A 14,066-nucleotide genomic window follows, 5' to 3' on the forward strand; every position below is an offset into this window, starting at 1 on the left:
TGGTATGTATAAAAAATGGTTAACTTTTTTAATCGTCTATTTTATCGTTATAGTCGCAACACCTGCACAGGCAGAAACGATAAAAGTTGAAACATTGCCTATGGAAGTTTCGTCGAGTTATCAACAAAAGCAACTACTGTCTCGCCAACCTGTGGAGCTGAAAGGTCCTATTGGCGCCATGGACTTTTTCTATACGATTACTGAACAACAGTTAGAAGGTGACAATACAGTATCATTTGATATCCGTTATTCGAAATTGTTAATTGCCCCGTCAACCTTTTCGGTAGCTGTAGATGATATTACGATAGAAAGCGTGTCGCTGACAGGCGAGGAGGTCAAAAATGTCACGGTAGCTCTACCTAAAAAAGCGTTAAAAAAAGGCATGCATAAAATAACAGTTTCATTTAATGGCATATTAAAAGAGGGTGTATGTGCCGCGCCAGGACAGTTAGGTAACTGGCTAGTGCTTGAAATGCCTTCTTATATTTCGTTAAATAAAGTACTATCTGAAGAAATTACACTTGAGGAGTACCCTGCTTCATTTATTCCTACTACTAATAGATTAACTACACTCGTCATACCTGATGAAGCGAGTTTAGCCTTACATAATAGAGCGCTACAAGTAGCAGCCTATTTATCTAAACAAAGTACGACAAATGTACAAATCGTTAGGGAACAAGAATATAATAAAATTACAGGTCCCGTAATTTTATTAGGAGCTAAAGAACAATTTACGACACCGTTTGCGAAACAAGCTATTACGGAACCAGGTAATTATGTGCAAGTAGATGTATTAAAACAAAAACAGTCCGTCCCGATGTTAAAGGTAATTGGTGATACTGAAGAAAGAGCTATTACAAATAGCGAAGGGCTTATTAATGCCAAAATGTATGAGCAGTGGCATGGTCAGAAAATGACGCTTGAAATGTTACCAACCTACCCTTTAGAACAAACGGATTATGTTACGTTTCGAGAAATGGGCATTCAAAATTTAGAGCTCGCGACAGGCAAAGAGCAGTCTATTACTTACTATTATAGCTTTCCGAAATTAGAGAAGGATAGTAAAGCTTATGTGAATTTAAAATTACGTAAAGCGGATGTGATGCCTACAACAAAAGAGCAACGTAATGTTGAATTGCTTATGTATGTTAACCAAGTGCCTGTAGCTTACGATTTAAGTAAATTAAAAGACGATGAACAAGGCTATTACCAAGTGAAATTACCAATACCTATAGATGCACTGAATGAAAAAACAATTACAGCGCTTCGTTTTGAGGTTACGGGCTTTACACTGTCAGACCCTTGTGAAATTACTAATGAGCGCTATTGGATTTATGTAGATGAAGCGAGTACGATTAGCTGGCAACAAAGCGATGCGACAGCGTCCTATAGTTTGCGTGATTTCCCTACAGTCTTTACGCAAGCTACAACTATAGTCGTCCCAGAGCAAACGACTACAGCTGATAGTAATGCGTTAACTGAGCTTTATAAAAGTTTAATGGTAAATGGGAAAGTAGCTAATACTACATTGCAATTTCCTACGACGGTAAGTAAGGATGAACTCCAGCAACCGCTAGTGCTTATCGGTAATCAACAACAATTGGAAGCACTAGATGATAAGCAATTTATTACACAATTAATTGAGAAGCGTCAGCAATTTTTTATGGATGATGAAGCGAAAAATACGATAATTTTACAGCACAATCTTTGGCGTAAAGATGCACCAATGGCTTTGCTTACGCTAGCTGATTTAGGCTCACAAAATCAGTTTTTTGAATCATTATTAGAAGTAACTCAAAATAGCGAAATCGCTGTCCAATTAGGCGATAATCCACTGATGTTCTCTCCGCCACATTCTGAGCAGTTAGTACAAAGTGAAAATAAAATAACGTGGGTAGCGGTCGTGCCTATTGTGGCGTTGGCACTACTTCTAGTGCTAGTAATTATGTATTTACTCGCAAAGCGCAAGAAAAAAGCATGAAAAAATGGTGAGCCTAAGTAAAAGGTTCACCATTTTTTAACGAAATTGTGATAGATGAGAGAAGAAGTTTTTAACAAACTGCAAAAATACAATCTCAGATGGGGCGAGATCCCGGTTTGTTGGCGAAATAATACCAACTGAACGTTGCAAAATAGGCGCACTAATTGGCACTTTTACCGTTAAGCGAGCCGAAGAATCATAAATCGAACTCTCAGGTAAGAGCGTCACACCAATGCCGGCAGCAACGAGCCCTTTAAGCGCGTCTAAATCTTCACCTACCGATGTAATATTAGGTACAAATCCTGCTTGTTTACAAGCATCTGTAGCTACTTTACGCAACACATAACCAGTAGGAAATAATACAAACGAATCTTCATGTAGTTCCATTAAATTAATAGACTCTCTTTTAGCTAGAGGATGATTAGCTGCTACTAATGCACAAATTTGTTCGCTGAAAAGCACGGTAGATGTAATATCTTGCTCGCCCTTTGGTAAAGGACCTAAAAAGGCGAGATTTAACTCGCGGTTTTTGACAGCTTCTATTAAAAAACGATAAGAACCTTGGCGAAGATGAAACTCAATGTCAGGATACTCGCGTTTAAAGGCTGAAATGACACTCGGCATAACATAGCTTGCGAGGCTAGTAGGGAAGCCGACTTTAATTACACCTTGTGTAGGATCTAAAAAGTCTTCTACTTGTTTTACGGCCAAATCAATAGCTTTTAACGCGTTTACGCTATGCTCAAAAAAAATTTTACCAATGGCGGTTAAGCGTACGTTTCGTCCTACGCGTTCAAAAAGAGGTGTTCCTAATTCTTTTTCTAAGTTAGCGATTTGTCGACTCACTGCAGATTGTGCCACATCGAGCGCAATTGCAGCATCTGAAATATGTTCGCGTTCAGCAACTGCCACAAAATATCGCAATTGACGTAACTCCATAGCTGTCACTCCCTTTACTCTATAGTAAAACAAATGCTAAAGAAGTAGTAGTGAAAGAGTTAACCTTATGTAAATAACGATAGAAACCTAAATGATACACATTCTCATTTACCTAATTGTGAATGAAAATGAGTAAGTTATTTTCTCACTAAAACCTTAGTAGTGAGCAATGAGAAAATTACGGTAAACACGTTAAATATAACGTTTATAGTAATAATTACGATTGAGAATTCAATGGTTTGCAAGCTGGAGCATTTTCAGTTAGAATTAGAATGATAATAATTTAGGGATGGGCAACCATTTCATGAACAGACTATGGAGGTATTGTTAATGTCAACTTTAGTAATTAAAGATCTTCACGTTGCAATCGACGGTAAAGAGATTTTAAAAGGTGTAAATCTTACAATCAATACAAATGAAGTACACGCAATCATGGGACCAAACGGAACGGGTAAGTCAACGCTTGCTTCTGCAATTATGGGTCACCCTAAATATGAAGTAACTTCAGGTTCAATCGAGCTTGACGGTGAAGACGTACTTGAAATGGAAGTAGACGAGCGCGCTAAAGCGGGTCTATTCCTAGCGATGCAATACCCATCAGAAATCAACGGTGTTACAAACGCAGACTTTTTACGTTCAGCAATTAACGCGCGTCGCGAAGAAGGCGATGAAATTTCATTAATGAAATTTATCCGCGAATTAGATAAAACAATGGCATTCCTTGAGATGGATGAGGATATGGCACAGCGCTACCTTAACGAAGGTTTCTCTGGCGGTGAGAAAAAACGTAACGAAATTTTACAATTAATGATGATTAAACCAAAAATCGCTGTACTTGATGAAATTGACTCAGGTTTAGATATTGACGCATTAAAAGTTGTATCAAAAGGTATTAACGAAATGCGCGGCGAAGGCTTTGGTTGCTTAATGATCACTCACTACCAACGCTTACTTAACTACATCACACCAGACAAAGTACACGTTATGATGCAAGGTAAAGTAGTTAAATCTGGCGGTGCAGAACTTGCACAACGTTTAGAAGCAGAAGGTTACGACTGGATTAAACAAGAATTAGGTATCGAAGAAGAAGCAGAACAAGACGTTTAATAAGGGGGACGAAAGAGCATGACAGTTGAAATGAAATTGGCTGTAACAGCAAACGATGTGCGCTCGTTCTCTGAAACAAACAGCGAGCCAGCATGGTTTACTACACTACGTGAATCAGCGTTCGCACAAGCGGCTGAATTAGCGATGCCAAAACCAGACAAAACAAATATTACAAAATGGGATTTCACAACATTCCCAAGCTGGACAGTTGAGAGCGATCAAGTAAATGCTTTAAATGAACTACCAGCAGAAGTAGCAACTTTAGTGGATGGCGAGTCACAACATAACGTATATGTGCAACGCAACAACACGCCAGCATTCCATAAAGTATCACAAGAGTTAACGGATAAAGGCGTTATTTTTACAGATATTTTTACAGCAATGCGTGAGCATAGTGATTTAGTACAAAAATACTTTATGACAGAAGCTGTAAAAGTGGATGAGCATAAATTAACAGCGCTTCATGCAGCATTAGTAAATGGTGGCGTATTTGTTTATGTACCACGCAATGTTGTTATTGAAGAGCCATTACAAGCTGTATTTTTACATGATAATGCAGAAGCATCACTATTCAACCACGTTATCGTAGTTGCAGAAGAAAGTGCTGCTGTAACTTATGTAGAAACATACGTATCTACCGTTGAAGAAGCAAAAGGTCAAGCGAATATTGTGGCTGAAGTACTTGTAGGCGATAACGCACAAGTAACATTTGGTGCAGTAGATGTATTAGCTAAAGGCTTTACAACATATGTTAACCGTCGTGCACGTGTTGGACGTGACGGTAAGATGGACTGGGCGCTTGGTTTAATGAGTGACTCAAATACAGTATCAGAAAACATTACGCATTTAGTAGGCGATAATGGTTCAGCTGATAGTAAAACAGTAGTTGTAGGTCGCGGAGAGCAAAAGCAAAACTTTACAACAGAGATTCGTCACTGGGGTAAAGATACAGCAGGTCACATTCTTAAGCATGGTGTAATGAAAGATGCTGCACAGTCGATCTTCAATGGTATTGGTATGATTGAAAAAGGCGCTACACGCTCAGATGCACAGCAAGAGTCTCGTGTACTTATGCTGTCAGAAAAAGCTCGTGGTGACGCTAACCCAATTTTACTAATTGATGAAGATGATGTAACAGCAGGTCACGCAGCTTCTGTAGGTCGTGTTGATGAAAGCCAGCTTTATTATTTAATGAGCCGTGGTATTTCAAAACAAGAAGCAGAACGCTTAATCATTCATGGGTTCCTTGCGCCAGTTGTAACTCAACTTCCAATTGAGGGCGTTAAAAAGCAACTGACGGAGGTTATTGAAAGGAAAGTGCGCTAATAATGAATACTACAATTCGAAGCTATTTCCCTATTCTTGACCAAGAAATTAACGGGCATCCGCTCGTATATTTAGATAGTGCAGCCACTTCACAAAAGCCAATTCAAGTGATTGAAGCACTAGAAAAATATTATAAATTTAATAACGCTAACGTCCACCGCGGTGTCCATACTTTAGGTAACCGCGCAACGGACGATTATGAGGGAGCACGTGAGAAGGTGCGTAAGTTTATTAACGCAGCTTCGACACAAGAAGTTATTTTCACACGTGGTACAACTACCTCTATTAATACGATTGCCTCAGGTTATGGTCGTCAAAACATTGTAGAAGGTGACGAAATCGTTATCACTTACATGGAGCACCATTCCAATATTATTCCTTGGCAACAACTCGCAAAGGAAAAAGGGGCCGTATTAAAATATATCGACCTTGAGCCAGATGGTACCATCTCACTTGATACGGTACGTAAAGTCGTAACACCTAAAACGAAAATTGTTTCGGTTATGATGGTGTCTAACGTGCTTGGTACAATTAACCCTGTTAAGGAAATTGCTAAGATTGCGCATGGAAATGGCGCAATTATGGTAGTGGACGGCGCACAGGGCGTGCCACATATGAAGGTTGACGTACAAGACTTGGATTGCGATTTCTTAGCATTCTCTGGTCATAAAATGTGCGGGCCAACAGGCATTGGAGTGTTATATGGTAAAAAAGCGATTTTAGAAAACATGGAGCCCGTTGAATTTGGCGGTGAAATGATTGACTTTGTAGGACTTTACGAGTCAACATGGAAGGAGCTACCTTGGAAGTTTGAAGGTGGTACGCCAATTATTGCTGGTGCTGTTGGTTTAGGGGCAGCGATTGATTTCTTAAATGAAATTGGTCTTGATACCATTGCGGCACATGAGCATCAAATGGCTCGCTATGCAATGGATCAAATGTCAACGATTGATGGCCTAACAATTTACGGACCAAAAGACGAAATGAAACGTTGCGGATTAGTAACGTTTAATCTTGATGACGTGCATCCACATGACGTTGCTACTGTGCTCGACATGAATGGTATTGCAGTCCGCGCAGGTCACCACTGTGCTCAACCATTAATGAAATGGCTTGAAGCTACAGCGACAGCGCGCGCAAGCTTCTACATGTATAACAGTGAAGAAGATATTGACGCGTTAGTAAAAGGCCTACGTGTAGCGAAGGAGTATTTTAACGATGTCTTTTAATAATTTAGATCAGTTATACCGCTCGGTTATTATGGATCACTATAAAAACCCGCGCAATAAAGGTGAAATTGAGGACGGCGCACTAACAGTTGATATGAACAACCCAACGTGTGGCGACCGCATTCATTTAACGTTACAAGTAGAAGATGGCATTGTAAAAGATGCAAAGTTTGACGGTGAAGGCTGCTCAATCTCCATGTCATCTGCTTCAATGATGACGCAACTAATTAAAGATAAAAAAGTTGAAGAAGCACTAGAGCTTGCAGATATTTTTTCTAAAATGATGCTAGGTGAAGACTTTGACGATGAGAAGTACGACTTAGGTGATGTTGAAGCATTACAAGGCGTAGCTAAATTCCCAGCCCGCATTAAATGTGCAACACTTGCGTGGAAAGCAATGGAAAAGGGTGTTAAAGAAGGCGAATAAACGCCCTTTAACCTGTTAGCAATATGCTACTACTAGTACGATAAAATCATGAACGGAGGAATAAAGATGGCTAAACAAATGCCAGATATCGGCGATTATAAATACGGATTCCATGACAAGGACGTCTCAGTTTTCCGTTCTAAACGTGGTCTTACAGAAGACATTGTACGTGAAATCTCGAATATGAAGCAAGAGCCAGAGTGGATGCTAGACTACCGCTTAAAAGCACTTGAAACATTCTATTCAAAACCAATGCCACAGTGGGGTGGCGACCTTAACTCATTAGACTTTGATGAAATTACGTATTACGTAAAACCATCAGAAGCTACAGAGCGCTCTTGGGATGAAGTACCTGAAGAAATCAAAGCAACATTTGATAAACTAGGTATCCCTGAAGCTGAGCAAAAATACCTTGCGGGTGTTTCTGCACAGTATGAATCAGAGGTTGTTTACCACAACATGAAAGAAGATTTAGAAGAGATGGGCATTGTCTTTAAAGATACAGACTCAGCACTTCGTGAAAACGAAGACATCTTTAAACAATACTGGGGCACTGTTATCCCAGCAACAGACAATAAATTCTCTGCACTAAACTCAGCAGTTTGGTCAGGTGGCTCATTCATTTACGTACCACCAGGTATTAAAGTGGATACACCATTACAAGCGTACTTCCGTATTAACTCAGAAAACATGGGTCAATTTGAGCGTACACTTATTATTGTTGACGAAGGCGCTAGCGTTCACTACGTTGAAGGCTGTACAGCTCCTGTTTATACAACAAACTCACTACACTCAGCTGTAGTTGAAATCATTGTTAAAAAAGACGCATACTGCCGTTATACAACGATTCAAAACTGGGCAAACAACGTTTATAACTTAGTTACAAAACGTACAGTTGTTGAAGAAAACGGTACAATGGAATGGATTGATGGTAACATCGGTTCTAAATTAACGATGAAATACCCTGCATGTATTTTAAAAGGTGAGGGCGCACGCGGTCTTACACTTTCAATTGCATTAGCAGGTAAAGGGCAACACCAAGATGCGGGTGCAAAAATGATTCACTTAGCACCAAACACATCTTCAACAATCGTATCAAAATCAATTTCGCATCACGGCGGTAAAGTAACTTACCGCGGTATCGTTCGTTTTGGTCCTAAAGCGAAGGGTGCACGTGCTAACATTGAGTGTGATACATTAATTATGGATAATGAATCAACTTCAGATACAATCCCGTACAACGAAATCTTAAATGATGACGTATCACTTGAGCACGAAGCAAAAGTGTCGAAAGTATCAGAAGAACAATTATTCTACCTAATGAGCCGTGGTATTTCTGAGCTTGAAGCTACAGAAATGATCGTAATGGGCTTCATTGAACCATTCACAAAAGAATTACCAATGGAATATGCCGTAGAAATGAACCGCCTAATCAACTATGAAATGGAAGGTTCAATTGGCTAAACCTCAACATCCCTCGTCACTTTATTGTGGCGAGGGTTTTTTACAATCATAACGTATATAAATTTGTAAGGCTTGCGATGTCCAATTTTCTCCCACATCTATGTTGTAGAGTAAGAGTATCAATACAATACACAACGAAATGGAGAGAATAATTATGAACAACACATTATTTGATAATCAATTACAAAGCTTAGGGGAAGAACGAAACTTAGCAGATGCTCAATACATTTTCGATGTATTTCAAGCCCATATTCGTTACAAAAATACAATGAACGCAACGAATGAGCCGTATTCATTAGCTACCGTAAATGTAGTGGACCGTAATGCTTTACAAAAAATGTGGGAAGAAGCACGTCTTCCTAAACGTAAAGCATGTCATAGCCATAATAAGCCGTTTGATTTCCCTTGGTCTAAACATGCGAGAGCACTTTATGCAGAAGGCGGTAATCTAGCGAGGAAGTTTCATTTAGAGCATACGCTAGAGTTAATCACAATTAAAAACGAAGCGCTTCGTCGTATGCAGCTACCGCAAGAAGATCCAGCGAGTATTACAGATGGTGCTGCATTGCTTGATTATTTAGAGCAAATTCATCAAGGCACGGCATTTATCGTACTAACAGCAGAGGAACATAGTCGTTTACCAAAACGTGATATTTTACAAAATGAAGATGTTTGGACGTTTTATGCACAGTACGGTATTTTGAAAGAAGAATGTATATCATTGCGTGAAGCAGGTTTAGTATAAAAATATGAGTTTGGCTCGCCTGATATGTGGCGAGCTTTTTTCTTGTAACAAAGCGCATATTGTTTCGTATACTTAGTAAAGAGGAGGAGATTGTAATGAATTCTAAAATTTTTTTAGCGACAGTAGTAGCGGCAACCTTAACGCCTGCTATAGTATCAGAAGCAGCACAAGGACCATTTGACGATGTGCCAGCAAATCATCCTTATGCTACAGAAATTGGTGCGATGAAAGAGGCAGGCATTATTACAGGTAACGCTAATCAATTTAAGCCATCGCAAGCTGTATCACGTGAGCATGCGGTGTTGATGCTGTCGCGCGCTTTACCACTAGCACCAATACGGGACGGTAAAATATTTTTAGACGTACCAGCAACGGCAACGTATGCGGATGTGATTGCTAAGGCATACCGTGCAGGTGTCATTGACGGAGCAGGCGACAATTTTAAACCAAAGCAAGTAATTACGCGTGCACAGATGGCGAAAATGTTAGTGCAAGCTTTTCATTTACAACCACGTACAAATAAAGGCGACTTTACGGATGTTGCTAAAGACCACTGGGCAAAGGATTACATTAATATATTAGCAAGCCATGGTATTACAACAGGCGATAACGGTAAATTTAAACCAAATGAGCCAGTGACGCGCGCGCATATGGCTGTATTTTTACAACGTGCGATGGCACAACAAACGACACGTGCAGATTTTGTAGGACAGTGGGAAGGAACGTTAGCTGAGGCGATGTTAGCGATGCAATTAAACATCACGCAAGACAGCGCAATGATTTCTATTCCAGCACAAGGCATTAAAGATTACCCAGTAACGCTAGAGATGAAAGGTGAGGTAGCTGTTATGACAGTTACACTGGGTGGTCAAGTGATGACGTTAGAGAGTACGCTTGCGGATGGTGCGATGGCAACTGTATTTAAACAAAATGATCAAATGTTTAATATGATGTTCCATCCTGTGGAGCCAGAGGTTATTACTTACGAAAAAGTAACAGTCCCTGTAGAAGGTGGTAACTTACAGGCGGCGCTTCAGCTCCCAGCGGATGTTAGTAAGCCCGTACCTGTGGCGATTATTATTGCAGGCTCAGGACCTACCGATAAAGACGGTAACTCAGCTATAGCAGGTAAAAATAATAGCTTAAAAATGGTAGCAGAAGGATTAGCACATAAGGGGATTGCTACACTTCGTTATGACAAGCGCGGTGTAGGTGTAAATGCGGAGCTATTAACGACAGAAGAAGGTTTAGTCGTTGAAGACTACGCACAAGATGTAGAAGCCTTAGTCACAGCGATGAATAAGGATGCTCGCTTTAATGCCGTACACCTTATCGGACATAGTGAAGGCGCATTTATGGCATCGCTCGCAGCGCAAAAAACACCTGTTGCTTCAATTACTTCATTAGCAGGCGCTGGTCGTCCAATTGATCAAGTTTTACTAGAGCAACTTGCTGCACAATCTACAGAAATGGTAGAGGAAGCAACTGCCATTTTAGCAGCACTTAAAAAGGGTGAGTATGTAGAAAATGTTTCGCCTGCAATGCAGTCGCTTTTCCGTCCATCTATTCAAGATTATATGATATCTTGGTTAGCGCATGACCCTGCAGCCTTACTGCAACAAGCTGACACGAAAACCCTCATTATTCAAGGAGAAAATGATTTGCAAGTAAAACCAGCAGATGCTGAACGTCTAGGCACGTTTACGCACAATAAAGTAGTTTACTTCCCAAAAATGAACCATGTTTTAAAAGATGCGCCTGTAGATCGAGAAGGCAATCTTGCTACTTATTTTAATCCGAATTTGCCTTTAACTACGGAGCTAGTACCGACGATTGCAAGCTTTATTACAACGAAATAATGCAAAAGCACCTTACCATTATTATATTTTTAATGGTTAAGGTGCTTTTTCTATCGCCTGTTGATTAAGATGAGGTAGTTGTTGATAAAGAGCGATGATTTCGTAAAGTAACAAACTTTCCACAGGTAAAAATGACGTGTCGTTAGCTTGCTTTTGCTCATTAAAAAACTGCGTCGTAAATAGGGCAAGGTTTTGATGATAGACCTGTTGATTTTGCGCAGTTAGCAATGCGTGATTGGCTTGTAATAATTGCTGTTGTTCAGCTTGTTGCCATTTAGGTTTTACTAAGGGTAGCGCTAGTAAGTTATCGAGATGATAGACCATACGCGTTAGAGCCGTTAATTGTGCTTTTTGTGGAGCTAATGCGAAGCTACTCTTAGCCGCAAAGGGATGGAATGTGTCTTTTTCTTGAAAGCTAACGAGTTTTGTTGTTAAGGCTAGCTGTTTTTGCAAAGCGAGTAGCGCTGCTTTTTGCGTGGCGCGTTCTGTTTCACCTTGTAATAGAGCGGTTGTTACTTGAGTACTTAACTGATACACCTGTTGTGTGAGTATCGTAAGTTGCTTATGAATAGCCTTAGAGTACTCAGGCGGAAATACAAGCATATTTACAGCAGTTGAAACGAATAAGCCGATAGATGTCGTACCGAGACGAACAAAAAAAGCGACTAAAAAATTGCTATGGACGACGTCTACCATAGCGACGGCTGTGAGTGTTGCTACTAATAAACCGTCATGTAATTTTAACTTATAACACGTTGCTATAGTTAGTGCAGCTGAAACGGTGTAAGTTAAAGGACCATGCCCTAGTAAAAATACAGAAAAAACGGTATAGAAAGCGCCAATTGCAGAGGCAGGAAAACGAATAAAGCCCTTTTTTACAGAGTCTGTGACAGTCGGTTCTAATGTTACAATAGCTGTAATTACTGCAAAAGTAGCTGGCCAATTTAGCCAAGCGCATAACCAAGCAGTTAGAAATACAGCGATTGCTGTTTTAATGATGCGACTTCCTTTAAATGCAAGCGTAAAGATAACTCTTCACCTCCATTGCTAGTATACCCCTTTAAGGAAAACCTATGCTAGACGCTTGCGACAAAGCAAGTAAAGGACGTAAAATAATAAAAAGATGGCTACAATAACAAGAGGGATATGCCAAGGGTATGACGGCGCCCATGTTAAAAAAATAGAAGGTGGCAATGTGCGTAAGTATGCATAGTTACTACCGAAAATTTCATTAATGAGTAACAATAATGCAAAATAGAGAAGACTTTGCTTATACGTAAGCAATAGTCCTTTTTTTGTGACGGTAAACTTCGTTGTTTTACTAATAAACAGTATGCCAATTAGTAAGCTAGCATGACCTAAAAAGAACTGAATGAACATCGCATTCGGAAATCCTAGTTGGTTAGTGTCTGGCGATAATAAAGCGAGGCAAGCGCCAATAACGCCCCAATAAAATGTAAAGTTTAATAAGATGGTCCGTTTTGTAATGAGCATAAGCAGTACGAGTAATGTAGTGAGACGACACGGATAAAGTGGTAAAGCATCAGCAATATGCCATTCATCGTTCATTACATACCAACTATAGAGTAAAAACTGTTGTACAATAAGAGTAATAACTAAAGTGCAGCGAATGCTAGTGATGTAGCGTGATGGTAGTGTGTCGTTAATGTAACGTACAATAAGATAGGCTAGTAAAAATATAATGCCAAGTAATAGCAAATGTGGCCAGCTAAAAGTAGGAAATATTGGGCGGCTACTATGGTACAGCTGGTAAATAATAAGCCCTCCTTTAACAATAAAAAGTTTGGTGTGATGAGATGAAAAAAGTGTTGGTAGCGGTAGGTGTTGTTGGCATGCTGTTAATGGTGTTTTGGCTAGCACGACAAGAGCAACAACCCTACCAAGTGGAAACTTACCAGGGACAAATAAACGAAAACTTAGCATTTGCTAAAGGATTATCATTAATAACAGAGCCTGATGGTTCACAAGTTGTTTTTTGGTCAGAGCTACAAAATCATAAAAATAGTAACCCTAGTGCGCATTTAAAGACAGCTACTATAGCTGCGGAAGATTTACGCATGACAGCGCCTAGCACGGTTATAACGACTCCCTTTATACAAAATCCAATTAGTGCAAGTGCTTCAGCTACTAAACGTATTGTAACATTCGGCGCTATGCATGAAAAAGCAATGCAACAATTTTTTATAGGACCGTCGACTACGGTAGCAGCACTACAAACCGTTAAAGGTAGCGGTCATTCAGGACGTGTGGCTTCGACAAAAGATAGCCATATTATTGCTTGGGGCGAAGGTGCTAAAAATAGTGGTGGGCTTGGCCAAGCTGAACGCCTACATCTTTCCGTATATGATGATGCAGGTAGCTTGATTGACGAAGCATTAATTACAACGCGTGAAGAAGATCAAGAATCTTGGCCTCAACTTGCCGCTTCCTCTACACGAGCGTTACTTATTTGGCAACGTGCGATTGAGGAAGAAGACTATGTACAATTAATGTACGCACTCTATGACCCAAAGGCGCGGCGTTTTCAAAAACACCCACTTGTGTTGCAACCTAATAATGCAAAAGAGGCCTATCAAGTCAATTACGTCGAGCCTATTAACGCTTTCGTTGTAACCGGGAATACGAGAGATAATCAAGGTTATATGTATATTATTAATGAGACAGGTCGCGTTACGCATGGCAGTTTTAATTTACCACCATTTGTACAAGAAACAACACCCGCAATTAAACAGGGACAAGGTAGCGCAGAGCTCACATATCCTATGGCGCCATCTGGTTTTATCACGTATGAAGTAACAGAAAATCAAGTTGCAGAAAAACGTCAAATTTTTGATGAGTATGTATGGGAAGACCTAGGGACAGCAGGTGTTTACAAGGAAAGTGGAGAAATTTATTTTATAACACTAAGTGAACATGGTATTGTAGAAAAAATAATTCATAAAAGAGGCGAGTCATAAGCCTCTTTTTT

General features: G+C 39.9%; 12 protein-coding genes. 9 read left to right on the forward strand and 3 right to left on the reverse strand.

Annotated features, from left to right (window positions below; genetic code table 11):
- Positions 1–4: 4 nt before the first annotated feature.
- Positions 5–1,981, forward strand: coding sequence for a cellulose biosynthesis cyclic di-GMP-binding regulatory protein BcsB (locus tag DDE80_RS05165; protein ID WP_108306609.1), 1,977 nt, complete (start codon positions 5–7; stop codon positions 1,979–1,981).
- Positions 1,982–2,017: 36 nt separating this feature from the next.
- Here the strand turns inward: DDE80_RS05165 and gltC are convergent, their stop codons facing one another.
- The gene (gltC, locus tag DDE80_RS05170; RefSeq protein WP_108306610.1) at positions 2,018–2,920 is read right to left on the reverse strand and encodes a glutamate biosynthesis transcriptional regulator GltC; all 903 of its coding nucleotides are present in this window, start codon (positions 2,918–2,920) and stop codon (positions 2,018–2,020) included.
- 324 nt (positions 2,921–3,244) lie between these two features.
- Between gltC and sufC the strand changes: the two genes are divergently transcribed.
- The 7 genes from sufC to DDE80_RS05205 all read left to right on the forward strand — a co-directional run bounded on the left by sufC (position 3,245) and on the right by DDE80_RS05205 (position 11,077).
- Entirely contained in the window at positions 3,245–4,027 is a 783-nt protein-coding gene (gene sufC / locus DDE80_RS05175; RefSeq protein ID WP_201261499.1) for a Fe-S cluster assembly ATPase SufC, read from the forward strand.
- Between the two features lie 18 nt (positions 4,028–4,045).
- Complete coding sequence (sufD, locus tag DDE80_RS05180; protein ID WP_108306612.1) at positions 4,046–5,353, forward strand: Fe-S cluster assembly protein SufD; 1,308 nt, start codon at positions 4,046–4,048, stop codon at positions 5,351–5,353.
- Positions 5,354–5,355: 2 nt separating this feature from the next.
- Complete coding sequence (locus DDE80_RS05185) at positions 5,356–6,582, forward strand: cysteine desulfurase (protein ID WP_201261500.1); 1,227 nt, start codon at positions 5,356–5,358, stop codon at positions 6,580–6,582.
- Positions 6,572–7,009 carry a Fe-S cluster assembly sulfur transfer protein SufU gene (gene sufU / locus DDE80_RS05190; protein WP_108306614.1) on the forward strand — a complete coding sequence of 146 codons (438 nt, stop codon included), beginning with the start codon at positions 6,572–6,574 and terminating at the stop codon, positions 7,007–7,009. Before DDE80_RS05185 ends, sufU begins: the two co-directional genes overlap by 11 nt.
- A gap of 66 nt (positions 7,010–7,075) precedes the next feature.
- Positions 7,076–8,473, forward strand: coding sequence for a Fe-S cluster assembly protein SufB (gene sufB / locus DDE80_RS05195; protein ID WP_108306615.1), 1,398 nt, complete (start codon positions 7,076–7,078; stop codon positions 8,471–8,473).
- Positions 8,474–8,627: 154 nt separating this feature from the next.
- On the forward strand, positions 8,628–9,218 hold the full coding sequence (locus DDE80_RS05200; RefSeq protein WP_108306616.1) for a hypothetical protein: 591 nt from the start codon (positions 8,628–8,630) through the stop codon (positions 9,216–9,218).
- A gap of 95 nt (positions 9,219–9,313) precedes the next feature.
- Entirely contained in the window at positions 9,314–11,077 is a 1,764-nt protein-coding gene (locus tag DDE80_RS05205) for a S9 family peptidase (RefSeq protein WP_108306617.1), read from the forward strand.
- 36 nt (positions 11,078–11,113) lie between these two features.
- On the opposite strand, the gene DDE80_RS05210 is transcribed toward DDE80_RS05205, so the two are convergent.
- Positions 11,114–12,106 carry an aromatic acid exporter family protein gene (locus DDE80_RS05210; RefSeq protein ID WP_108306618.1) on the reverse strand — a complete coding sequence of 331 codons (993 nt, stop codon included), beginning with the start codon at positions 12,104–12,106 and terminating at the stop codon, positions 11,114–11,116.
- A gap of 42 nt (positions 12,107–12,148) precedes the next feature.
- Positions 12,149–12,958 carry a YwaF family protein gene (locus DDE80_RS05215; protein WP_235612280.1) on the reverse strand — a complete coding sequence of 270 codons (810 nt, stop codon included), beginning with the start codon at positions 12,956–12,958 and terminating at the stop codon, positions 12,149–12,151.
- Between DDE80_RS05215 and DDE80_RS05220 the strand changes: the two genes are divergently transcribed.
- Positions 12,895–14,055 (forward strand): hypothetical protein, encoded by a 1,161-nt coding sequence (locus tag DDE80_RS05220; RefSeq protein ID WP_161952272.1) that lies wholly within the window; start codon positions 12,895–12,897, stop codon positions 14,053–14,055. The genes DDE80_RS05215 and DDE80_RS05220 overlap by 64 nt on opposite strands.
- The last annotated feature ends 11 nt before the right edge of the window (positions 14,056–14,066 follow it).

It is taken from the genome of Metalysinibacillus jejuensis, from assembly GCF_003057615.1.
Taxonomy (GTDB): domain Bacteria; phylum Bacillota; class Bacilli; order Bacillales_A; family Planococcaceae; genus Metalysinibacillus; species Metalysinibacillus jejuensis.

Excerpts from the sequence above, each read along its gene's own strand:
- DDE80_RS05165 (WP_108306609.1), top strand. The coding sequence starts at position 5 with ATGTATAAAAAATGGTTAACTTTTTTAATCGTCTATTTTATCGTTATA.
- gltC (WP_108306610.1), bottom strand. The coding sequence starts at position 2,920 with ATGGAGTTACGTCAATTGCGATATTTTGTGGCAGTTGCTGAACGCGAA.
- sufD (WP_108306612.1), top strand. The coding sequence starts at position 4,046 with ATGACAGTTGAAATGAAATTGGCTGTAACAGCAAACGATGTGCGCTCG.
- DDE80_RS05185 (WP_201261500.1), top strand. The coding sequence starts at position 5,356 with ATGAATACTACAATTCGAAGCTATTTCCCTATTCTTGACCAAGAAATT.
- sufU (WP_108306614.1), top strand. The coding sequence starts at position 6,572 with ATGTCTTTTAATAATTTAGATCAGTTATACCGCTCGGTTATTATGGAT.
- sufB (WP_108306615.1), top strand. The coding sequence starts at position 7,076 with ATGGCTAAACAAATGCCAGATATCGGCGATTATAAATACGGATTCCAT.
- DDE80_RS05200 (WP_108306616.1), top strand. The coding sequence starts at position 8,628 with ATGAACAACACATTATTTGATAATCAATTACAAAGCTTAGGGGAAGAA.
- DDE80_RS05205 (WP_108306617.1), top strand. The coding sequence starts at position 9,314 with ATGAATTCTAAAATTTTTTTAGCGACAGTAGTAGCGGCAACCTTAACG.
- DDE80_RS05220 (WP_161952272.1), top strand. The coding sequence starts at position 12,895 with ATGAAAAAAGTGTTGGTAGCGGTAGGTGTTGTTGGCATGCTGTTAATG.